The organism is Haematomicrobium sanguinis DSM 21259, assembly GCF_000688395.1.
Lineage (GTDB): Bacteria > Actinomycetota > Actinomycetes > Actinomycetales > Micrococcaceae > Haematomicrobium > Haematomicrobium sanguinis.
Genome location: NZ_JIAG01000004.1, coordinates 91,563 through 114,116, shown reverse-complemented (window position 1 = coordinate 114,116; position 22,554 = coordinate 91,563). Strand labels below are relative to the sequence as shown.

The 22,554-nt window shown below is 63.7% G+C and carries 20 protein-coding genes, 1 tRNA gene and 2 pseudogenes; 10 read left to right on the top strand and 13 right to left on the bottom strand.

The genetic code is table 11. The features are described 5' to 3' along the window. Positions 1–178 precede the first annotated feature (178 nt). The 7 genes and pseudogenes from O148_RS0104805 to O148_RS0104775 form a co-directional block, all read left to right on the top strand. Positions 179–251 (top strand) — tRNA-Lys (locus O148_RS0104805). Between the two features lie 611 nt (positions 252–862). Then, positions 863–3,019, top strand: coding sequence for a SpaA isopeptide-forming pilin-related protein (locus O148_RS0104800; RefSeq protein WP_026530003.1), 2,157 nt, complete (start codon positions 863–865; stop codon positions 3,017–3,019). 288 nt (positions 3,020–3,307) lie between these two features. Continuing rightward, entirely contained in the window at positions 3,308–4,276 is a 969-nt protein-coding gene (locus O148_RS0104795; protein WP_157374498.1) for a hypothetical protein, read from the top strand. Continuing rightward, positions 4,273–6,624, top strand: a complete 2,352-nt coding sequence (locus tag O148_RS0104790; protein ID WP_026530001.1) for a DUF7927 domain-containing protein — start codon at positions 4,273–4,275, stop codon at positions 6,622–6,624. Before O148_RS0104795 ends, O148_RS0104790 begins: the two co-directional genes overlap by 4 nt. A 43-nt stretch (positions 6,625–6,667) precedes the next feature. Then, on the top strand, positions 6,668–8,137 hold the full coding sequence (locus tag O148_RS0104785; protein WP_026530000.1) for a SpaH/EbpB family LPXTG-anchored major pilin: 1,470 nt from the start codon (positions 6,668–6,670) through the stop codon (positions 8,135–8,137). A 149-nt stretch (positions 8,138–8,286) separates the two neighbouring features. Next, on the top strand, positions 8,287–9,273 hold the full coding sequence (locus tag O148_RS14900; protein ID WP_157374497.1) for a class C sortase: 987 nt from the start codon (positions 8,287–8,289) through the stop codon (positions 9,271–9,273). Between the two features lie 90 nt (positions 9,274–9,363). Next, a pseudogene (locus tag O148_RS0104775) lies at positions 9,364–9,612 on the top strand (LLM class flavin-dependent oxidoreductase); the annotation flags it as partial. Positions 9,613–9,641: 29 nt separating this feature from the next. Here O148_RS0104775 and O148_RS17515 read toward each other — a convergent pair. The 12 genes from O148_RS17515 to O148_RS0104715 form a co-directional block, all read right to left on the bottom strand. Beyond that, a complete protein-coding gene (locus tag O148_RS17515) occupies positions 9,642–9,968 on the bottom strand; it encodes a hypothetical protein (RefSeq protein ID WP_026529998.1) in 327 nt (108 codons plus the stop codon). Beyond that, positions 9,965–10,528, bottom strand: coding sequence for a signal peptidase II (gene lspA / locus O148_RS17510; protein WP_026529997.1), 564 nt, complete (start codon positions 10,526–10,528; stop codon positions 9,965–9,967). Before lspA ends, O148_RS17515 begins: the two co-directional genes overlap by 4 nt. Then, positions 10,525–12,435: a heavy metal translocating P-type ATPase gene (locus O148_RS0104760; protein ID WP_205618168.1), complete on the bottom strand. Its 1,911-nt coding sequence runs from the start codon at positions 12,433–12,435 to the stop codon at positions 10,525–10,527. The genes lspA and O148_RS0104760 overlap by 4 nt, the downstream gene beginning before the upstream one ends. After that, positions 12,432–12,791: a Cd(II)/Pb(II)-sensing metalloregulatory transcriptional regulator CmtR gene (gene cmtR, locus O148_RS0104755; protein ID WP_026529995.1), complete on the bottom strand. Its 360-nt coding sequence runs from the start codon at positions 12,789–12,791 to the stop codon at positions 12,432–12,434. Before cmtR ends, O148_RS0104760 begins: the two co-directional genes overlap by 4 nt. A gap of 92 nt (positions 12,792–12,883) precedes the next feature. After that, positions 12,884–13,774, bottom strand: coding sequence for a GumC domain-containing protein (locus tag O148_RS18085; protein WP_026529994.1), 891 nt, complete (start codon positions 13,772–13,774; stop codon positions 12,884–12,886). Positions 13,775–14,135: 361 nt separating this feature from the next. Further along, the gene (locus tag O148_RS18080; RefSeq protein WP_026529993.1) at positions 14,136–14,648 is read right to left on the bottom strand and encodes a relaxase/mobilization nuclease domain-containing protein; all 513 of its coding nucleotides are present in this window, start codon (positions 14,646–14,648) and stop codon (positions 14,136–14,138) included. Continuing rightward, positions 14,645–15,235 carry a hypothetical protein gene (locus tag O148_RS0104740; RefSeq protein WP_026529992.1) on the bottom strand — a complete coding sequence of 197 codons (591 nt, stop codon included), beginning with the start codon at positions 15,233–15,235 and terminating at the stop codon, positions 14,645–14,647. The genes O148_RS18080 and O148_RS0104740 overlap by 4 nt, the downstream gene beginning before the upstream one ends. Next, positions 15,232–16,653 carry a Rep family protein gene (locus O148_RS0104735; protein WP_026529991.1) on the bottom strand — a complete coding sequence of 474 codons (1,422 nt, stop codon included), beginning with the start codon at positions 16,651–16,653 and terminating at the stop codon, positions 15,232–15,234. The genes O148_RS0104740 and O148_RS0104735 overlap by 4 nt, the downstream gene beginning before the upstream one ends. Then, a complete protein-coding gene (locus tag O148_RS0104730; protein WP_026529990.1) occupies positions 16,637–16,987 on the bottom strand; it encodes a hypothetical protein in 351 nt (116 codons plus the stop codon). The genes O148_RS0104735 and O148_RS0104730 overlap by 17 nt, the downstream gene beginning before the upstream one ends. Further along, positions 16,984–17,232: a helix-turn-helix domain-containing protein gene (locus tag O148_RS0104725; protein WP_026529989.1), complete on the bottom strand. Its 249-nt coding sequence runs from the start codon at positions 17,230–17,232 to the stop codon at positions 16,984–16,986. The genes O148_RS0104730 and O148_RS0104725 overlap by 4 nt, the downstream gene beginning before the upstream one ends. Then, on the bottom strand, positions 17,232–17,444 hold the full coding sequence (locus tag O148_RS0104720; RefSeq protein WP_026529988.1) for a hypothetical protein: 213 nt from the start codon (positions 17,442–17,444) through the stop codon (positions 17,232–17,234). The genes O148_RS0104725 and O148_RS0104720 overlap by 1 nt, the downstream gene beginning before the upstream one ends. A 182-nt stretch (positions 17,445–17,626) precedes the next feature. Continuing rightward, positions 17,627–19,063 (bottom strand): recombinase family protein, encoded by a 1,437-nt coding sequence (locus O148_RS0104715; protein ID WP_026529987.1) that lies wholly within the window; start codon positions 19,061–19,063, stop codon positions 17,627–17,629. Positions 19,064–19,098: 35 nt separating this feature from the next. On the opposite strand from O148_RS0104715, the pseudogene O148_RS14885 reads away from it, so the two are divergent. From O148_RS14885 to O148_RS0104700, 3 genes and pseudogenes are all read left to right on the top strand, one after another. Then, a pseudogene (locus O148_RS14885) lies at positions 19,099–19,887 on the top strand (LLM class flavin-dependent oxidoreductase); the annotation flags it as partial. 91 nt (positions 19,888–19,978) lie between these two features. Next, the gene (locus tag O148_RS0104705; protein WP_026529986.1) at positions 19,979–20,197 is read left to right on the top strand and encodes a hypothetical protein; all 219 of its coding nucleotides are present in this window, start codon (positions 19,979–19,981) and stop codon (positions 20,195–20,197) included. Positions 20,198–20,243: 46 nt separating this feature from the next. Continuing rightward, positions 20,244–21,251, top strand: a complete 1,008-nt coding sequence (locus O148_RS0104700) for a glycoside hydrolase family 3 N-terminal domain-containing protein (RefSeq protein WP_026529985.1) — start codon at positions 20,244–20,246, stop codon at positions 21,249–21,251. 64 nt (positions 21,252–21,315) lie between these two features. On the opposite strand, the gene O148_RS0104695 is transcribed toward O148_RS0104700, so the two are convergent. Then, positions 21,316–22,545, bottom strand: a complete 1,230-nt coding sequence (locus O148_RS0104695; RefSeq protein ID WP_240470791.1) for an FAD-dependent oxidoreductase — start codon at positions 22,543–22,545, stop codon at positions 21,316–21,318. Between the last annotated feature and the right edge of the window lie 9 nt (positions 22,546–22,554).

Below are 22,554 nucleotides of genomic sequence, written 5' to 3'. Positions count from 1 at the left end.
GACGATACTCCCGTCGCTCGAGGTGAGTCATTAAAAACGTACGACGGCGTGCCAAGCCTTGGCGCGCCGTCGTACCTTAAATTGGGGTGCCTCGGTTTAAGGTGAGCCGGGGTGCTCGTGTAGAGTTGGGTTGTCCATTTTGTGCGCCAAAGGACACTGTAAGGCGCGCGGACTGGAGGGGCCTCTAGCTCAGTTGGTAGAGCATCGGACTTTTAATCCGCAGGTCGTCGGTTCGATCCCGACGGGGCCCACTGCGCTTCCAGGCAACGGCGGCAACGAACGTGAGAGTTCGGCTAGGGTCGTTGTCGCTTCTGTCACATTGTCTGCACCTGCAACCGTGCATCCGCTATTGTGTAATTTTCAGGAGTTGCGCCCGCTGTGGGCGTTTGATGTTCGGCCTTGCGAACCAGAGTGTTTGTGATTGGAAACGGAACTGTTTTTTGTATGGAACTTCGAGATTCTGTCGTGACCAAGAGTCGGCGCGCCAGATGTGCTCGATCTCAAGGGGGGATATATGGCGGGTAATCGCCTTAAGAGGATTGGCATTCTTGCGGCTCTACTGACTGCACTGATTGCGCCGTCTGCGGCGATTGCGGAAACCTTGCCGCCGACAGTTGAACCCACCCCAACGTCAAGTTCTGCGGACGTTCCTGAAGAGTCGGCTAAGCCTGCGCCAACCCCGTCAGCCACTTTGCCCTCGCCGAAACCCTCTGCGGAGCGATTGGTGCAGCCAATGTTGGCGGCGCCGTCCGTGTTTCAGTGCAACGCGGGGGATACGTATACCGTTCGTGGCATTTATGTAGATAACGAGCCCTTGTCCGGTGAAGTCCGGAGGATTAGTCCAACCGGCCAACAGACTCTCGTGGGCCATTGGGTGTTCCCACCCAAGTACACGCGAAGCGCTAACGCGCTGGGAATTGGGCGCGATGGTCAGTCCGCCTACTCCATTGCGCAATACGGGGACGATCTCACGGGTATGCGCATCGGCACGTATACACCCCAAACGGGCTGGACCGTCGGTCCCTTGACCACAGCTCCAGGATTCCCCGCAAATCAAACAATTGTGGCAGGAGCGGTGGACCTGGTCACTGGCAATTTCCTCTTCGGGGCATATTCTCGAGGATCGGAGACCGAGACGTGGAAGTTTTATCTTTGGTCCTATAACCCAAATACTGGAAACATTTCTGCGCTGGGGAACTTCGATACCGAACTCACCATGAAGCCCGCCAACGGTGACATGGCTTTTGATGCCAACGGAAACCTCTATGTGGTCATGGGTCCAGATAAGCAAGTCGCGGTGTTTTCTGTGACCGCAAAAACCATTCGCGACGCCCAGGGTAGCGGGCGCAATGATCCGAACTATCGATTCCCGGCGTCAGCCACTGCCCTGCGCCCCACCGAGATGGGCGTGGTCACCGGAATCTCGTTCAACGCAGACGGCACGGTGATGCTTGCCTCCGGCAAGATCATGGAAAAGTACGACCCGAGTACCTGGACCAAGATATCTTCTGTGACCACGTCACTCACTAACTCCAGCGACCTGGCAAGTTGCGTCTCACCGCCTACTCTCACAGTTAAGAAGGATATTGTTGGTCGCGATAAGTCGACGGATCAGTTTGATTTGAGCTTTACTCGTGAAGGCGACACTGCGGCGGTAACCAGCGCGCGCACTGAGGGAAGCGCCAATGGCGTTCAGGATCAGTTTGCCGGGCCGTTTCCTGTGCGTGCGGGTGCAAATTATGTGATTGAAGAAAAGCTTGTGGGCGGCAATGTCGCGACCGGGTACACCACTACCTACGAATGCAAGGTAGGAAACAACGTGATCGCAAGCGGCACCGCTGCGCGCGGCACTGTGAAAATACCGGAGATTGCGTCCGGCCAAACCGAGGGCGCGGCAGTTGAGTGTATGTTCACGAACACGCCAATCCCCACCAAGTTGAAACTGACAAAATCTTTCGACGTGAAGTACGGTGCGCCACGGGATGCGAGCACCTGGCAACTCACTGCGAAGCGCGGCTCGGATGCCACCATCAACTTTGCCAGCGGCGAAGAGAAGTTGGTCAAGGACGGGACCTTTACGATTAGCGAAACTGCGAAACCGGGGTACCGGCTTAAGCAGGTCGAGTGCACCGTGAGCGGTGGCGCTAAGCAAGTTTTCACTCCGAACGCGTCCGGCTCGGTCAACGTCAACGTGCCACGCTACAAACTGACCGATTGCACTCTGATCAATCAGGATCTGCCTGGCTCGATTCGCTGGGAAAAGCTCGATAGCGCGACGAAGCAGCGACTTGCTGGCTCGGTATGGCGGCTGGATGGCCCCAACGGTTACTCCAAAGAGATTGCGGATTACAGCGGCAACCAACAAGGTCTACTCGACATCGACGCCAGCCCCGGTGGTTTTGAAGTGGGAAACCTCGTCTGGGGGACGTACACCTTGACGGAAGTGAAAGCGCCCGCCGGCTACTTGCCGTTGAAAGGCGAATCTGCAACCGTTACCGTAGACGGGATAAACCTTCGCTCGCCAACGCCGATGCCGATCGACAATAAGAAGATCCTGGTGAATCTAGAGAAATACGGATTTGCCGAGAGAGGGCAATCCACGCCCGAACTTATTGACGGGTCCAGCTTTGCTATTTACACCGACGCAGGTGGCGCGCCCGGCGATCAAGTCGGCACCGTGGACTCGCGCGGCGTCGGCAAGTTTGAACTGAGCGGTCTCTCGCTCGGCAAATACTGGGTAGTGGAAACCACAGCGCCTCGGGGTCACAATTTGCTCGCCGAGCCCATTGGGATCACGCTCACGCAGTCGGATGCCGGTGAGCTGGTCATTAATACCGATGGCCCGGACGGCGTCGCCGAAGTGACGCAGGGACCCGCCACTCTCAAGGTGTATGACCAAAGGACGATCACCCTGCCTATTTCAGGCGGATCGGGCGCGTGGATGTATATCGCAGGCGGCGCGGCACTGTTGATTCTTGCCACCGCACTAGCAATTTCGGTGCGCCGAAGAAAGGGATAGTAACGGTTCGGCCAGATGAGTTTCGTTCTCATGTGTTAGCTCGGACACAAAAGGTGACAGGATCACCTATCGCCCGATAGTATTGAATCTGTCGGGGGGACATGGGGGCATTCTGCTCACTTCTTGATTCCGCACTTTCCAGCCAAGATTGGCCTATTCGTGACCGCTACAGTTGATCTTTGCGCGCCAAAACGGGGAGCACTGTGCGAATAATCAAGTTGGGTTGACCGAACATAAATCTTTATCCGCTTCGCTCGGTCGTTCCGAGCATACAGAGCCACGGGGACGGTGACTGTGAAGATCGCATGTGCAATGAACGCGCGCGCCAAGGGGCGTAAGCGTTCGCGCACGCTGTTGGTGGCGTCATTCGCGACGACGCTCATCGCCACGCTTACAGCCGGTCTCCTCACGTTCTTTCCCTTCTCTGCCCAGACGTATGCCGCGCCGATTTCGCCGTCTTCCGGTGTCATTTTGCCGATGGCTGCAGGAAATCCGGGCGTGCCGAGCGATCCGGAAAGCGTCTTTACGGAGGACTTCCAAAACCGCGCTCGCGGCTCCAATATTCTGTTGCGCGATTATGTAGGCGCTACGGGTGAGCGATACTCGTCCTCGAACTATTGGAGCAGCCGAACAAACTGCAATGGCTTCATTGTCGATGGCTATTCGTCACGGCAAATCGGCGATTGCAACGCGCTTGGAAATTACTATGCTCCTGGTGCGTTCACAAAGCTCCAGCTCTTGATCAATGCCATCGGTCAACTGAACGGTATGAGCGACCCCAGGGCGAATGCTGCTGTGGCATCCTTTACCGAAGGAAACGGGCGGAACAACGAAGTAGAGTTTGAAACCCGTACTCCGCTTTCCCTAGCTCAGTCTGGCCGATTCATTACCTTTTCGGTGGATGCTGCGGCCACATCGTGTGCTGTATCGATCGCCACTCCGCCGAAGCTGCGTTTTTACATCGTCAATTCCGCTGGAACCGAGATCCCCGTTTCGACCAATGCCATCAACCCATGTACGGATAGCCGCGCAAAGACATACGGATCCGGAGACAACACGGTTAAGGCCGGTGTTTTCGCGGCCGATGGTTCGTTCTTGATCAAGGGTGAAACCTTCGGTATCCGTATGAAAAACGAGACCGGAACCGGGATTGGCAACGACGGCGCCTTCGACAACATCAAGGTGCTGGACGCGACCCCCAACTCGATAAGTCCTTCAAGGATGCCCGCGTACCCGCAGGTGGAACCACCACGTTGACCTTCACCGTGACCAACACCAGCGAGCTTGCCTCCAAGCAGGGCTGGTCGTTCACCGATAACCTGCCGTCAGGCTTAGCGGTTGCGAACCCGCCAAACATCCGCACCTCGTGCCCCAATGGCGTGCTCACCGCCACCCCGGGTCAGAGCAACATCAGCGTCAAGGGCGACTTGAATCAGGGTCAGGTCTCGTGCACTTTCTCTGTCGACGTCACTTCGGCAACCCCTGCCCCAAGCGACCCGAGCCCGAAGGTCTACCAAAACTGCCCGGACGTCAACGTCGTCAACATGGTCGGTGTGAACGCCCCTAACTGCGCGCAGGTCGAGTTCTTTACCGTGCGCAAACTGACCATCACGAAGAAGGCCAATAAGACCGAGCTTCGTCAGGGCGACCCAGTGACTTACACCGTCACGATGACCAACACCGGCACGGGTGACTACACAACCGACAATCCCGCCATGTTCCGCGACGATCTCGCAGGCATTTCTGACGATGCTACCCTCACCGCGTCCGGCCCAGGTGCGCCGAGCGCGCGCTACCTCAATCCCGACGGAACGGCCATTGCACCGGTGCTCAAGGCGGGTGCACTCGAGTGGAATGGCGCGCTGAAGGCCGGGCAATCGGTGGAGTTCACCTACACCGTCACGACCAACAACAACGGCGACGGTGTGATGAACAGCCGCGCCTGCGCGAGCGCGCCCAATCAGCCGGCAACGTGCGCGGAGGTCACCTTAAACCTGCCTCGATTGACGGTTCAGAAGAGCGCAGACAAGACGGTCGTGAATAACGACGGCGATGAGGTCACCTACACCGTCCGCGTCACCAATGCGGGGCCCGGCAATTTCACTGCAAGCCTTCCCGCGTCTGTTGAAGATGACCTCTCCAAGGTGCTCGACGACGCCGATCTCGTGACGTCCTCGCTCGCCGCGCGGTACGTGGACCCGGCGGGAACCGCAACCAACCCCACCTTTGACGCCACCGCAAAGAAGCTGAACTGGTCCGGCGCCCTCGCCGCCGGTCAGAGCGTCGAGCTCACCTACCGCGTCAAGTACGCCAACAAGGCGGATGGCACCAAGGAATTGACTAACCTGGCGTGCATTCCGGTCAATGACACGCTCAAGAACAATGACTCCTGTGCCACGGTCACGGTCGGTGCCCCCAACGTTTCCGATAAGAAGCAGCTCGAGGGCAAGAAGGACGGCGAGTTCGTCAACGCCGGAGACGTCTTGACCTACACCATTGAGTTCAAGAACACGGGTAAGGCCCCGGGACAAGTGAACCGTGAGGACTACCTCAACGGGGTCCTTGACGACGCCGAGTTCGTGCGCGATTCCAGCGGTTCCCCCCAACTAGTCTTTGACCCGAGCGACAGCGGCCTGACGGTCTACTACGTTCAAGATGAGAACGGTCAGCGCATCGTGATTGGCGGCACCATCCAACCCGGTGCCACCGTGACGCTCACCTACAAGGTCACCGTCAACCCGGTCGATAAGCGCGGCGACTCCACCCTGGCGAACTTCCTGATCAACCCGGGGCAAAAGCCGCCGACAACGTGTGAGCTGGACAGCGATGACTGCACCACAAACCCGGTGACCGGTGAAGTGAACTGGAACAAGGTCGATGGCGAGGGCGCTGCCTTGGCCGGAAGCGAATGGTCACTCACCGACTCGGCCGGAACCGTCGTCGCCGTCATTGACAATGGCAGCAATGACGCCGATTCCAACGCCGGCGCACTGCGCGTCAAGGACCTCATATGGGGCGACTACACGCTCGTGGAAACCAAGGCGCCTGAAGGCTACCTGAAATCGACCGCGCAGTACCCAGTCACCGTGAACGGCACCAGCATCGACGTTGCGATCGGTGACATCGTGAACACCCGAATCGTCATCAACCTGGAAAAGTACGGTTTCGCAACCGCCAGCCAGTCCAAGGCTGCGCTCATCGACGGCTCGGAATTCATGCTGAGCCTGAACCAGGACGGTGCCATTGGCGAACAGGTGGGAACCATCACCGCCACCGGTACCGGGACCTTCCAGATCACCGACATTTCCCCGGGCAGCTATTGGTTGCAAGAAACCAAGGCACCCGCGGGCCACAATCTTCTCGCTCAAGCGATACAACTCGACGTCTCGCAAAACTCAAGTGGCACTTTGGTGCTCTCCTCACCCGAGGTGAGTGGCGTCGTCGAACTTCAGCAAGATCCGCCGACGGTCAAAGTATTTGACCAGCGAGCGATCACGCTACCCATCGCCGGCGGACGCGGAACAGCGATCTTTACGATCGCCGGGCTCTTGATTGTTGCCCTCGCGGTGGCGCTCACCCTGCGTGTGCGCAAACGCACCACCTAGATTTACCTCCTTACCCATAGAAAACAAAAGAAAGAGAGACACCATGAACGTCGCCTCGCACCTGCGCACCGTGCGCAGAACTTTGGCCGGCCTGCTCGTTGCAGCGCTTGCCATGGTGGGGATCGCCGGACCAGCAATGGCCGCCGATATGAACCCGGGTCTGATCGACCCAAGCAAGACCGCGACCTTGAACGTGCACAAGTTCGAGCAGCCCGTCAAGCAGGGTGAGCCCGGTGACGGTACCGCTCAGGACACCACGGGACTGAACCCGCTTTCCGGGATCAAGTTCAAGGTGGAGCGCGTTTCCGACATCGACTTGACCACCAACGCTGGCTGGGAGCAGGTTGCTGGCCTGAGCGCCGAGGACGCTCAGGGCATGAGCCGTGACGCCGCCGTCGAGGTCACCACTGACGCGAACGGCCTGGCAAAGTTTGAGAACTTGCCGCTCGGCCTTTACGTTGTCACCGAAGAACTGACCGACGATCAGCTCGCCAGCGGTATCACCGGTATCGAGCCATTCTTGGTCACCCTGCCGATTTCGGATCCGAACAACCGCAACCAGTGGCTGTATGACGTCAACGTGTACCCGAAGAACAACGTGGACACCATTGAGAAGTCCGTTGAGGACACAGATTCCATCAAGCTCGGCGACGAAGTGACCTTCACCATCAAGGGCGCGATCCCTGCCGGTGGCACTACTTCCCGTTACACCATCACCGACCAGTTGGACTCTCGCCTGGACTACGTGTCCACCGCTGTGAGCATCGAGGGTAGCGACATCGCTATCGCAGAAGGCACCGACTACACCGTCACCCAGGAAAACGGTTTGGTGACCGTGGACTTCACTCAGGCTGGTCGCGAGAAGCTGAACACGATCAAGCAGGCCAACGCTAACGCTAAGGTCGTTGTCGAGATCACCACCACTGTCCGCGAACTCGGTGAAGACGGCGAAATCAGCAACAAGGCAACCCTGTTCCCGAACGATTCGAACATCAACGGTATCCCTTCGAATGAAGTGAAGACCAAGTTCGGTTCGCTGGACCTGGAAAAGGTTGACGCTGCGGCTAACGGCACCAAGCTTGCTGGCGCCGAGTTCAAGGTTTACCCGAGCGAAGAAGATGCGAAGAACGGCACCAACGCGATCAGCGTCAACGGCCAGAACACCTGGACCACGGATGCCAACGGCCGCCTCTCCATCGAGGGTCTGCGTTTGAGCAACTGGGCCGACGGCGCCGAGCTGCCCGAGGACCAGTACCGCAACTACTGGATCGTGGAAACCAAGGCTCCCGAGGGATACTCCCTGCTGAGCGAGCCGCTCGAGGTTTCCGTGACCGACTACAACAAGGACACCATCGAGATCACCGTGAAGAACACCAAGGACAACGGCGGCTTTGAGCTTCCGTTCACCGGTGGCGCAGGCACCCTGTACTTCTTCCTGATTGGTGGCGGCCTCATCCTGGTTGCTGTTGGCTTCTACGTGGTCAACCGCTCCAAGAAGAAGGCTAACGCCTAACAAGAGCTCTCATATCCCCCCAGGAAATGAGATAAGTGTGGGGCCCAGTCAACGACTGGGCCCCACAACCCCCCTGGTGACCACGGAAACACGTGGCCACCTACAATGCTTTTCAGGACACCGGCTTTACCGCACAAGGGAGAACGCGCATGAGCGTCATCGAGGCACCCCCGGCCGCCGATACCTCCGACGTACCCGGCGAGGACCCCTCGGAAAATCCCGCCAAAAGCCAGAACTCCGGCTCCACGTGGCAGCGCTTCATTATCGCGACCATCGCACTCGCCGGTGTCCTCGTTTTCCTTTACCCCGCGACCGCTAGCTGGCTCTCGGCGGTGAAGGAACGCAACTCCATTGCCAGCTACGGCGAAACAATGGACAAGTTCACGCCAGAACAGTTGGCCGCCGAGCTCGCTAAAGCAGAGCAATACAACAGCTCCGATGCCTCCGGCCTGATCGTGGACCCGTTCTCCAATACCTCCAGCGGCGGCATGCCCAAGCTCGACTCCGAAGCGAAAGAGTATTTGAGCCAACTCTCCCTGGACCCGGGCGGCGTGATGTCCCGGGTCCGCATCCCGAGCATCAACGTGGACCTGCCGATCCGCCACGGAGCTACCGAAGAAGTGCTCCGCAAGGGCGCGGGCCACCTCTACGGATCCTCGCTGCCAGTGGGCGGCGCGGGCACGCACTCGGTGATTACGGCGCACTCCGGCCTGCCCGAATCGACGCTTTTCGACAACCTGCCCAAGGTGAAAAAGGGCGACATCTTCACCATTTCCACCTACGGCCGAGTGATGACCTATCGAGTCAACAGCATCGAAACCGTGGTCCCCACAGACATCGACAAACTGCAGAACGTGCCCGGCAAAGACCTGGTCACCCTCATAACCTGCACCCCGGTGCCGGTGAATTCGCACCGTCTGTTGGTGACCGGTGAGCGCATTGACACTCCGGCCGAGGTGAGCGAGCAAGCCACCGAAGACGCCCCGTTCCCGCTCCCGTGGGCGCCAATTCTGGTGGGCCTCGCGTTCCTCGGCTGGTTGTGGATCCTCATTCTCGCGATCCTGTCGCGGCGTAAGCGCGGTCGCGGGCGTCACCGTTCTCGCCGCGGCGCGCCTTCGCGTCCGGTCGCCTCCTGAATTACGACGGCGTGTACCCGGCTTTGTGCCATAAGCTCGCCTCAATTCGGGGCTGCGGAATACATTCGGTCCACGGCGAATTATATGAATATGAATAAACTTGGATTCTTGTCCTTTGGGCATTGGGGGAATGTTCCCGGTTCCATGACGCGAACCGGCAAAGAGGCCACAGTGCAGGCCGTGGAGCTTGCACAGGAGGCTGAAAAGCTCGGCATGCAGGGCGCGTACTTCCGCGTGCACCACTTTGCGAAGCAGCAGGCGTCGCCGTTTCCGTTGCTCTCGGCAATCGCAGCGACGACCAAGACCATTGAGATGGGTACCGGCGTGATTGACATGCGCTAGCGCACGTCTGGGTTGTAACACTGGACCTATCGTTCGCCTCCGCCGCCTCGCCTGCGGCCGCGAAGCGCCTCATCGATCTGTGCCGCAGCCGGGGCTCCGGCGTACCCGGTCTCCGTCGCATAGACCCGGCACGCGAGGGAGCGAACCGGTGTCGTCGGGAACAGGTCGACGCCGTCGACGAGGATCGTGGGCGAGCCTCCGAACCTGGTGTTCGCCGCCTCGGCCTCGCTGTGGATCGTGACCAGCTCGACGGGCACGTCCGTGAGCCCCAGCGAGTCCAGAGCGGCGCGTGCGTGCTCCTCGGCGACGGCGGTGTTCGGGCAGTCGACGATGTGCAGCAGTTCGACCTTCATGAAGCGGGATCCGTTCGGTCGGTTTCGGCTGTCGTGCGAGGAGTCGGTAGGAGCAGGTTCACGCAGACCAGCCCGACGCCGGCGACGATGAAGACGTCGGCGACGTTCCCGACGAACAGGTTTCCGTAGGCAAGGAAGTCGGTGACGTGCCCCTGCCCGAACGAGGGCGGATTCACGAGCCGGTCGACGAGGTTGCCGACCGCGCCACCGAGGACCAGGCCCAACGCGACGCCCCACCTCGCCCCGCGCAGCCGCACGGCGAAAACGACCACCATCACGGCAGCGAGGAGCCCGACAATCGTGAAGATCCAGGTGGCTCCGGAGCCGAGCGAGAACGCGGCCCCGGGGTTGTAGACCAGCGACAATCCGAACAGGTCGCCGAGCAGTGGCATCCGCTCGCCCGGCGTCAACTGCGCAACGGCGAGGGCCTTCGACCCTTGGTCCACGGCCAGGGCAAGCACGGCCACGATGAGCGCAAGGCGGAGGGCACGCTTGCCCCCTGCCGTTGGGCCGTGCTCCTGCGTGCTCGTCCCTTCGACGGCGGCGTCCTGCGCGGTCACGCGCCGACCCTCCGCGTCCGGGCGGCTCGCAGGCCGTTGAGGATCACGACGACCTCGGCGATCTCGTGTACGAGCACCACCGCGGCCAGCCCCAGGACGCCGAACAGGGCGAGCGGAAGCAGGGCGGCGATGATCAGCAGCGACAGGATGATGTTCTGGTTGATGATGTGACGTCCGCGGCGGGCGTGGTCGAACGCACGCGGCAGCAGGCGCAGGTCGTGGCCAGTGAAGGCGACGTCGGCGGACTCGATCGCGGCATCGGAGCCGGTCGCACCCATCGCGATGCCGATGTCCGCGGCGGCGAGGGCGGGGGCGTCGTTGATGCCGTCGCCGATCATCGCCACCGACCCGTTCTTGCCGAGTTCGCCGATCGCGGCGGCCTTGTCCTCGGGGCGCAGCTCGGCGCGGACGTCCTCGATCCCTGCCTGCGCGGCCAGGGCACGTGCGGTGCGGGCGTTGTCGCCAGTGAGCATGGTCATGCCCACGCCCTGGGACTCGAGGGTGCGGACGACCTCGGGGACCTCGGGGCGCAGCTCGTCGCGGACGCCGATCGCGGCGACCGGGATCTCGTGGCGGTGGACGATGACGACCGTCATGCCCTGCTCCTCCATGCCTGCCACCTGGTCGCCGAGCGGCCCGGCGTCCAACCAGCGGGGACTGCCGACCGTGACCCGCGCGCCGTCGAGCTTGCCTTCGATGCCGTGCCCGGCCTGCTCGGTCACGCCCTCGGCAGCAGGGGCCCCGGGGGCTGCAGCGGTGATCGCGGCCGCGAGGGGGTGGGTGCTGTGCTGCTCCAGCGCTGCGGCCCAGGCCAGCGCCTGTTCCTCGGTCACACCGTCAGTGGTGAGGACTGCGGTGACGGCGGGCTCGTTGCGGGTCAGGGTGCCGGTCTTGTCGACGGACACGTGGCGGATCACGCCGAAGCGCTCGAACACGGCCCCGGACTTGATGATCACGCCGAACTTGCTCGCCGAGCCGATCGCAGCGACCACGGTCAGCGGCACCGAGATCGCCAGCGCGCACGGCGACGCCGCCACGAGCACCACGAGGGCGCGGGTGATCCACAGCTCCGGGTCGCCCAGCAGCGAACCGATGACGGCGACCAGGACTGCGAGGATGAGCACGCCGGGCACGAGTGGTCGGGCGATGCGATCGGCGAGGCGGGCGCGGTCGCCCTTCTCTGCCTGCGCCTTCTCAACCAGGTCGACGATGGTGGTCAGCGAGTTGTCGGTGCCCGCCGCGGTCGTCTCCACTTCCAGCGCTCCCGCGGTGTTGATCGCACCGGCCGACACGGCATCGCCGGGCTCGACCTCGACGGGGATCGACTCCCCGGTGATCGCGGAGGTGTCCAGGCTGGAGCGGCCGGTGCGGACGACGCCGTCGGTCGCGATCCGCTCGCCCGGCCGGACCAGCATCAGCTGACCGACAACGAGGTCTTTCGCGGCGACCTCGACCGATGCGCCGCCCTGGCGGATGGTCGCGGTCTCCGGGACGAGCTTGAGCAGCGCCCGGAGCCCGCCTCGGGCCCGGTCCATCGCCTTGTCTTCCAGCGCCTCGGCGATCGAATAGAGGAACGCCAGCGCGGCGGCCTCCTCGACGTAGCCGAGGATGACCGCGCCGATCGCGCTGATCGTCATCAGCAGGCTGATGCTCAGCTTGCCCTTGAACAGCTTCCGGATCGCGCCCGGGGTGAACGTCGACGCGCCCAGCAGCAGGCCGATCCAGAACAGCACCAGCGCCGGGATCTCCCACTCGGACCACTCCAAGGCCAGGCCGGTGCCGAAAGCGACGCCGGAGAAGACCGGGACCATGATCCCGCGATCCCGCCACCAGGGGCGTTCTTGTTCCTCGTCGACTGCTTCACCGGCCGCGGTCTCGGGCTCGTCGCAGCCGCACGCCGCGCTCACTTGGCCGCTCCTGTCCCGCAGCAGCCCGGCACGGTGCACTGCGAGTCCATGCATGGCGCGTGCTCGTCGACGGCCAGCGTCACGTCCACGAGGGCCGTGAGCGCCGCCGCGATATGCGGGTCGGCGATCACGTAGCGCGTCTGCCGCCCCTCGGGCTCGGCGACCACGATCCCGCAGTCGCGCAGGCAGGTCAGGTGGTTCGACACGTTCGAGCGCGTCAGCTCCAGCTCGCGCGAGAGCACGGCCGGGTAGCTTGGGCCGTCGAGCAGGGTCATCAGGATCCGGGATCGCGTCGGGTCCGCCATGGCCCGGCCGAGCCGGTTCATGACGTCGAGGCGTGAAGCAATGGTCAGCATGCACTGAACTATACAGGGACTGCTGACTTGTTGTCGACACGTCAGGGCTGCCGCACGCGCTCCGCGCGCTTGCCCTCGGGAACCGGATTCACCTACTTGCGCCAGCGGGGCCACTTCGGCATCCCGCGGCCCCTCCAGGTCTCAACGAGGCACGCGACCCAACGGACGGACGCGAAGAGCCCGTAGCCGGCCCCGGTGAGGCCCACGGCAACCACGAGCCAGCGCCCGATGCCGAGCCAAAGGCTCCCGTCCACGTCGAGGGCCCACTGAGCGCCTGTGATGAGCCCAGCGATGCCCATCCAGAGCCCAGCGACGACCACGACCACCGGCAAGAGGGCGAGGCACATCGCAGCGCCAGCCGACCAGAGCTGTCGGGCCTCCAGCTTCGCCGTCGCGGCGATGATCCGCTCGGCGCGCTCGTTGGACGCGTCGAGGTTCGCCGTCATCGTGGCCGAGGCCTCCCCGGCGACCTGCTCGACGGCCTTCTCGACCCGTTCCTCGGTGCGCTTCTCGATCCGCTGCACGGCCCCGCCGACCTGGCTCACGAGCTTCTGGTTCGCCGCGGCCTGTGCCTTGAGTCCCTCAATCGCCGAGGCCGTAGCCGCGTGGTTCTTCTGCGCCTCGGCGATCAAACTCTGCGAGGCGGCGTTCAGCCGCTTCCCGTCGAGACTCTGCACGAACTCGCCGAGCGTGCTCTCGATCTCGCTCAGCCTGCTCTCGACGCTCTCGATCTGCGGTGACGTGCTGACGGACGGCTGCGAGGTCGACGCCCGGTCGATGCGCTTGCTCATCTCCTCGTCCATGACCTTCACGAACCCCGCGAGCTTCTTCTGCTGCTCGGCCAGCCGGTCGAGCCGCGCGTTCTGCGCCTCGACGGCGGCGAGGATCGAGGTCAACGCCTCCATCGTCTCCGGAATGCCGAGCTGCTGCCGCTGCTCGTCCTGCGCGTTCTGCTGCTTCAGCCTGTCGAGCGCTGCGCTCATGGCCCTGCTCCTTCTGCTGCTGGTGATAGTCGAAGAACGCCTGCGCGCCCTCCGGGGTGAAGTCCGCCGAGAGGGCGCTGGTGCGCTTGCGGCGCTCGGCGCGCCCGGACTCACCTCGGCGGTCCTCGATGTAGAGCGTCCACGTCTCCTTGCCGACGTTCTTGCCCCGCTTGCTCACGGCTGTGTGCAGGCGCATCCGCGGCACCTGCTTCCCGTCGTCGCCAAGCTGCTGGTTCTGCTCCGCGATCACCGATTCGAGACCGGGCTTGTCCACCGACCAAGGATTGGCCAGAGCGGCGCTCATCCGGTCGCCCATCTCCCGGTCGAGCGACCCCTCGGCGAAGTCCTCGCGGCGCAGCTCCTAGTCCTTCGGCGCGTGCTCCAGCCGCTTCACGACCGAGAGGCCGTGCTCGCGCATCAGCTCGTCGTTTGCCGACTGCACGCCCCGTTGGTTCCCTGCCTTGCGGTCGTGGAACGTGCGGTAGTCCGAGAGCGCCTTCCCGGCGCGGTTGTTGTGGTTGACGACCAAGATGTGGTTGTGCGGCTTGCGGCCACGTCCATCCACATGCGTCACCACAAGGCAGTCCGAGTCCGGGTGCATCTTCTTCGCGAGCTGGTAGCCCAGATCGTTCACCCGCTGCACGTCCTCCGGGCTGTTCGGGTCGAACTCCTCGTCGCTGAACGACTGGCGATAGTGCAGCGCCTCGACGTCGCGCTTCGTGTTCTGCGTGAGCGCGCGGGCGCGGGCCGAGAATGCGCCGGGGCCTCCCGGCACATCGCACGTGATCGCGACCCCGCGTTCGTCCGCCTCGCCTCGGATGTAGCGCTCCGTGTCTCCGGCGCTCGTGCTCGGGCTGTAGTGCGTGGTGCTCATGACGCCGTCCGGTCCCCGAGCAGCGCCCGGACCCCGCGCAGCAACTCGATCAGCTCGGGCACCTCTGCCGACAGCGCCACCGCCTCACCGGCCCGCGCGCGGCGGTCCAGGTCGTTGACGTTGATCGCCAGCGGGCGCACCTGGGCGGCCAGCTCGCGGGCGTCCGCCGAGGCCTGCACGCGCAACTCGGCTCCGAGCAGGTGCGCGGCCACGGCGGCGTCCAGCTCCTCGCTCCGAGAGGCGTGGAGCGCATCCCGCACGACGGTCCGCACCCACGTGCTCGGAGCCAGCCCGAGCCGCTTCGCACGAGTGCGAAGCGCCCCGAGCGTGGCGTCATCGAAGCGGGTATCGAGCCGCCCGCCGCTGCCACGACGACGCTTCGCGCCGCCGTGACTCTGACGCACAGCCTCCGCATCAGCCCGACCGGTGTTCACCTGGGAGTCGGCCTGCTGCTCTACCTGTACGCCAGAGTGGCAAGCAGTAGGCATGTCGGACACATCGCTGACGCTCGTGTCCTCCATGCCTGCTTGCGAGGGGCCTCCGGCCCCCTCGACCCCCTGAAAGAGCGCGTCCAGTTCGGTGCTCATGCGGCACCTCCGATCAGTGCCAGCGGCACGTCCGGACTCCGCACGGCGAGCCCGCTCAGCAGCTCCGCGACCGCGCCGTCCGCGTCGTGGTCCGCCGAGGTCTCCGGACCGTAGGTCAGTTCCCGCGACCCGGCGTTCCGGTGGTACGCGTTCCCGTACATGCCGGGCGTGTGCGCGGCGGCCGGAACGCTGCACTGATGCCACTCGTAGGGCTCGATCCTTCCGATGTGCTGCACGAGGTAGCGGTTGATGTCGTCGGCACGGTAGACCTTCACGACCGAGGCCAGGCGGCGGATGAACTGGTCCAGCGCCTCGTCCACGTTGCCCTTCTGACGGGCGTAGTAGAAGAACTCGACATGCTCGATCGTCGCCGTGATGACGATGAGACGCGGGGCCACCTCGCCCTTGTTCTTGTACCGAGCCTTCGCAGGCGAGGCGTTGTACGGATCGAGCAGCAGCAGCCAGTCGTTCGCGTCCATCGCCGAGGCGCGCAGATCGTCGAGCAGCAGCACTTCCTCCCCGCGCCAGTCATCGAGGGGGTTCCCCGTGGCGGCCCGGTAGACCTGCCACCGCTCGCCGTGGGCGTTCGCCGCGTTGATCGCCTCGGAGGTGAAGTCCGTGGCGAACCGGGTCTTGCCGATACCGGCATCCCCGTGGACGAACACCACGTGCGTCGAGAACTCACCGGCGCGGAGCTTCGCCGCCGCCCGGTACGCACGGCGCTGACCATAGGCCGACAGGGCATCGTCGATCTCCCGCTGATGCCGCGAGTAGATGTCGAACAGTTCATCGGTAAGCATGATCTGATCGCGCGTGATCTCGCCCTGGAGCACGCGCTCGCGCATGTCCTCGAAGTTCTCGGCGACGACCTTCTTCTTCACGTGGGCGCGACCCTTGAGCCACGTCTCCCGGCGCTGGGCGTCGATGCCGAGGTAGTCCGGCCCGCGCACCGTGGCGACCTCCGAAGGCGCGTACTGGTGCTTGTCCGCGTACTTCACGTGCGTCAGGTACGAGAGCATGTTGTCGAAGGCGTACCGCCCGCGACCGGGCTTCTCGACGTACTGCGGTTCGACGCCGATGCCAAACGCGAGCCGATCCAGAGGCGCGCTCTTCGCGCGGCTGGCGAACTTGATCACCGCGTGCAGGTGATCCGGCTTCGGCTCGACGACCAGAGCCTTCTCCGTGTCGCTCCAGACCTCGCGCTCGTCCTTGTCGTGCACGATGCCGTAGGCCTCGATGACCTCGCAGCCGATGGCCTCGAGCCGCTGCACCACGTAGGTGAGGATCGCTCCGGCTCCCTGCTGGAGCAGCGCGGCTCCGGTCGGATCGCCGGCGGCCCAGGTCCAGTACGACGGATCGAGGTACTGCGTGAGACCGATGCTCGTCGGGTTGTTCTCCTGCTTAGCCACGACGACCACCGCCCAGGACGTCGGAAGGAGCGTGCGGCGCCTTAAATGACCCCCTATTGACCCCCAAATGAGACCCCAAATGATCCTGCGGGGTCACGCGGTGGAGCGAAGGCGAAACCGGCAGCTGACCAGGCATGTTGTTGCATGGCGCGGCAATCGACAAGCCCTTGCCGCGCCCGTAGGAACGGATGAGGCTCCCGGAACTCTTGGAGTGCGGAGCACGGATGAGGACGGGCATCACGACGACGGGCAGCCCGCCTCCGGCGGATGCCAGGCCAGGCCCATCGGTCGGGCTGGTCAGGTCAGCGGGAGCGGTGGCGCTGGTGCGTTCGGCGGCGTTCATCGGGCACCGCCCTTGCGGTAACGCTTGATGACGGCCTGATGCGTGACGCCGAGGGCGTCGCCGATCTTGGCCCAGGTCACCCCGTCGGCGCGGGCATCGGCGGCGGCCATCTCGACGGCCTCCTCCAGCACGGAGCGGAGCACGCCGAGGTCGTAGAGGTGCGCTTCGCTGTCGGCGAGAGTGGGGTCGCTCACACGCCAGCGGAAGCCGTTCACGTGGTCGAAGGCGGCGGAGTTGGCGCTCATCAGCGATCACCACCCATCACGGCGGCGACCGCGGCCCGCTGGCGCGGAGTCAGCGGCGTGCGGGCCAGGCGCTCACCAGCTCGGCGACCGGCGGCGAGGGCGGCAGCGATGACGGGATCGAGCCCATCAGCCTGCGGAACGGGGGTCGAGTCCTGGTCGAGCCCAGGGCAGTCCAGCGCAGATGCGCGGGGAGCGTCGATAACGACAGACATCGGAAGTCCTCAAACATGAGTGTGCTTCCGGTTCCCCGCCACGGTAATTGGGCTGTTTGACCGGCTACTCATCCGGGAGTAGAACCCCGCGCTTCTAAGTCGCGGCCCCGGTGGGATCTTCTTGTCTGCAACCATTCTCCCACGACTCGACTCACCAGTCCACTGACGAGTCGATTCGCGTGTTAGTCGCGACGCGGCTCTATCCGAATGAGGGCGGGGTCGAACTTCACGTGGCCGGGGGCAATGGGCTCGATGGTCACCGTCACCAGCTCATCCACGAGCATCCGGCGGCGGTCCATGTCCAGTGCCTTCCACTTCGACTCGACCACTTCGCGGCGCTCCATGGTGCCCAGTGGCTCATCCACGTCCGCCAGCAGTTTCGCCGCCACCGACACCGAGCGGTCGAGCAGCTCCGCGTCGATCTCGTCGATGCGGACCTTCCCGCCCCTGATCGCCTCGGTGATCTCCAAGACGGGCTGGCGCACGTCCAGCAGCAGAGGGCTCAGTTCCTTCACGCGCTCGACCAGGGCATTCCGCTCGGTCAGCAGCTCCTCGCGGTCCGGCCCATCGTCCTCCTGCGGCATCACGAGGTCGTGCACGTCCACCGAGGACAGGCGGGTGAGCACCGCCTCGGTGACCATCGCGTCGACGGGTTCGCGTTGGCGGGTGAGGTGGAACTGCTCGCCGCAGCGGTACGTCGGCTGCTTGCGGCTGTTCGTCCCCGATACGAGCGTCGCGCCGCACTTCCCGCACAGCCCGATCGTGGACAGCAGGTACTTAGGCTGGTTGCCCTGCCTCGCCGACCTCCGCACGTTGTCCTCCAGCTTCGCCACCGCGGCCCTCCAGGTCTGCTCGCCGACGATGGGAGGGAACGCCTCGCCCTGCACCGGGTACAGCTCGCCCGAGGCGTAGTGCTTGATGTAGCCAGCGTAGAGAGGATTCGCCAGCAGATACCGCACAGCATCGACGGAGAACTCCGACCCGCGCGCAGTCAGATGACCGGCACTGTTCAGGTCCTCGCGGATGCGACGGATCGACAGGGACGGCTCTCCGAGGAACGCATCGAAGGCCCGCCGAACCGCGTCGGCCTCCTCCTCGATCAGCTCGCCCTCCCTCGTCCAGCCGAACGCCTTCCAGGTGGATGCCGGGATGCCCTCGGCGCGGCGGCGCTCGTTGGAACGGATCTGTCGTTCGGCCTTGCGACGGGCCTCGAACCGCGCGAGAGCGGCGAGCATCGTCGCTCGGAACTCGCCGTCCGCAGTCGAGAGGTCGATCTCGCCGTCCACGGTGACGACGCGCAGGCCCAGGTCGATCAGCGTGTTCAAGTCCTTCGTGCTGCGCAGGAGCCGGTCCATGTCCACGGCGACGACCATCGAGAACCGACCCGCCCGGGCGTCGTCCAGCATCTCGGCCCACCGGGTGCCAGCGCGGCGCTTCTTCGTCGCCGATACCGCGTTGTCGTCGTAGACCTCAACGACCTCCCAGTCCTTGGCCTCGGCCAGCGCCCTGATCTTCCGCAGCTGCGTCTCGACCGTCCACCGGTCGCCCTTGCGATCCATCGAGGCACGGACGTACGCGGCTACCTCGTTCGTCTTCCTCAGCGATACCAGTTCAACCATGCAACCAAGCTTACGTGAACGGGTGTCGCAACCGCGACATGCGCTACGAAAACCCGCTGTACATGGCTGAGGAAGCGGCCGCGACCGACTACATTGCCGACGGTCGGCTGCAATTGGGCATCAGCCGCGGTTCACCCGAGACCGCTCTGCGCGGGTACGAGGCGTTCGGCTACACGGCCGAAGATAAGGAACGCGGGTCCGACATGGCGCGCGCCAAGACGGACCGATTCCTTGAGGCCATTGAGGGCAAACGCATTGTCGATGGCGACCCCAAGATGACCCGCCCCGGCACCAAACTTGCGATCGAACCGTATTCGCCAGGGCTCCGGCACCGCATTTGGTGGGGTGCAGGCACACGGCAAACCGCCGAGTGGGCGGCCGAAAAGGGCATGAACATGATGAGTTCCACCCTGTTGACCGAAGACACCGGCGTTCCCTTCGACCAGTTGCAGGCAGAACAAATCCAGCTCTTCCATGAGAAATTCAAGGAAGCTGGCTGGGGCTGGACGCCGCAAACCTCGGTGAGCCGCAGCATCCTGCCGATCGTCACCGATGAGGACCGCTACTACTTTGGCGGGGCAGGGCTGCGCGAAGGCAACGACCAGGTGGGCTACATCGACGGTTTCCTGTCCCGGTTCGGAAAGACCTACGTCGGTGAGCCGGACAAGATTGCCGAAGAACTGGCCACGGATGAGGCGGTCAAGGCCGCCGATCTGCTCATGGTGACGGTCCCGAACCAGCTCGGCGTCGAGTACAACGCGCACCTGCTGGAGTCGATAACCAAGTACATCGCCCCGAATCTAGGCTGGACCCCCACCCACTAGGCAAATTTCATGGCCTCCCTCACGTTTCATGGCCTCCTAACGCCATGAAACATACGGGAGGCCATGAAAATTGCGGGCGTAGAGTGGAATTATGGCCACGAACCCGCAGCGTCGCCTCGCTCTGACGCTTTCCGCGATCGGCGCCCTGGCGATCATCGCCATCGTCGCGGCGATTCTCATCAATCTATCCAACCGCCCAAGCCCCTCCGCGAGCACCGGCTCGTCGAGCGCCGGGCACAAGCACGACGGCGATGCCCACCACAGCACGCCCGTCACCGGGGACATCGCCGGACACGGCGGGGCCTCCTAGTCAATCGCCCACGTCAAGTCCGGCGCCCACCGCGTCGACCCCGGCTGTGCGGACTCAAGCCCAGTGCATCGCCGCGCTCCCGCTGGAGACACGGCTCGCGCAGAAGATCATGGCCGCAGGCTATGCCTCAACGCTGACCCAACAGGCCCCCGCCTTCGCGGACCGCGCGCTCGGCGGTGTCATTCTCATGGACGAGGCCGGAGCCCCTGCCGTCACTGCTTTTAAGAACGCGCAAAAGATCGCCCCCTTTGTTGCAACCGACCAAGAGGGCGGAACGGTGCAACGCTACATCTCTGACGGCCGGATGCTCGGCGCCGCGCAGATGACCCAACTTTCGCCAGACGCCGCTTACCAGGCCTACCTTCAAGACTTCCGTTACCTTGCCAGCCAGGGCATCACGACCAACTTCGCGCCGGTGGTCGACGTGAGCTACCCGGGTTTCGATCCCTTGCCCGGGCGCATGTATTCGGCGAACCCAGAGGTGGTCACTACCTACGCGACTCAAGCGGTCAAGGCGAGCGAAGACGCCGGCATCACCCCGGTCATCAAACACTTCCCGGGACTTGGCAGCGCCAGCGGCAACACCGACTTCGCCCCGGCAAGCACCGCAGACCTCGCCACCTTGAAGACAAAAGACTTTCTCCCGTACCAGCAAATGCGCGGGCTCGCTCCGGACGTCATGGTAAACAACGCGAGCGTTCCGGGCCTCACGAATGGCCAACCGGCCAGCCTCTCACGCGCGGCGATCACCGATACCCTGCGCGGACAGCTTGGCTACAAGGACGCCGTTGTCTACACGGATTCGCTGACGGCGGCGGCGATCCCCGGGCTGCTCAGCGACGCCAGTGTCAAGGCGTGGCAGGCCGGTGCCGACGTGGCACTGTTCGTCCAGCCGGCGGGCGACAATTCCATCCTCGCCGCATATGCAGACCCGATTATCGAGGCGGGGAAGAAGGCCGTCGTCGCCGGTACCCTCAACGAGGATGATGTCAACGCCTCGGTCGCGCGCATCCTCGATCGCAAGGGCGTCAACGCCTGCACCCTCCCCACCTAAGCAAATTTAAGCGTCTAACTGAGTTTTCAGCGCCATATAGGGCGCTGAAAACCGAGAACGGCGCTTAAATTTGCCGGGGAGGGCGGGCCCAATCGGGGGCGTGCTCGGGCCGAGGCCCGAAACCGATCATCCGCGGCGCCACCCGCGAGAGCGCGGGCACATGCTGCAGCACCCACGCCACCGCCCGCGGCCCCCGCGGCGAACGCTCCAAAAACAACGGTGTGAATAGCAGCCGATGCAGCGCCCGTTGCAGTCCTTGAATAATCACCGTGGGAAATGTACGACGGCGTTGCACGGCTTTCAGGGGCCCCTCGCCGAGAGTTCCGCTCACCAGGGCGGGCTTCAGGATGCGTGCGGCTGCGAGCGCATCCTGAAACGCGAGGTTGATGCCGACGCCGCCGGCGGGTGACATCGCGTGGGCGGCGTCGCCAATCAGGAGCAACCCGGGGCGCCACCACTGCCGAACCCGATTGAGGGTGACGCTCAGGTGGTGGACGTCATCCATGGAGGAGAGGCTCTGCACATTTGGCGCGAGATCCGGACGAATCTCTGCCACGCGTTCACGGAACCTGAGGATGCCTTCCGCGCGAAATTCTGCGTCCCGCCCCTTGGCGGCGAGAAAAGCGACCTGGTAATACGTGTCCCGGTCAAAGGACAAAATGGCAGTGCCACGGCCAAAGGCGGGCGCGAGGCCGGGTGGGGCCCCGCGCTCCTGCGATATTCGAGGCAGCGCGAACCACCACGCATCGAACGGGACGGGGTAGTCAATCGTGGAAAGCTGAGCCCGTTCGCGCACAACCGAATGCCTGCCATCGGCTCCAACGGTCAGGGTCGCCGTGATGCTGTGCTCCTCTCCGCCTGTGTCCTGATAGAAGAGGCCGAGAGCTCGGGGGTTTTCCCCTTCGCTACGTATCACATCGGTGACGCGGGCGTTCTTAATCAGTGTGAACGTGGGTTCCTCGCTGGCGGCGTCGGCAAGGAAATCGAGGAGATCCCATTGCGGGACGAGCGCCACGTAATTGTAAGGCGCCTTCAGGCTGGAAAACGCGCCGATTGTGGTGAAACCATCGGGGCCGAAGGGGAGGGAAACGTCGCCCAGGACATCCGGTTTGAGCGCCCGGAACTTCTCACCCAATCCCAGCTCATCGAGAGCGCGAATGGTGGAAGGATGCACGGTGTCGCCGCGAAAGTCTCGGTTAAAGTCGGGGTGCTTTTCCAGGACGGTGACTCTCAAACCGGCTCGTGCCAGGAGCAGGCCGAGCATGATTCCGGCGGGGCCGCCGCCGGCGATCACACAATCCTG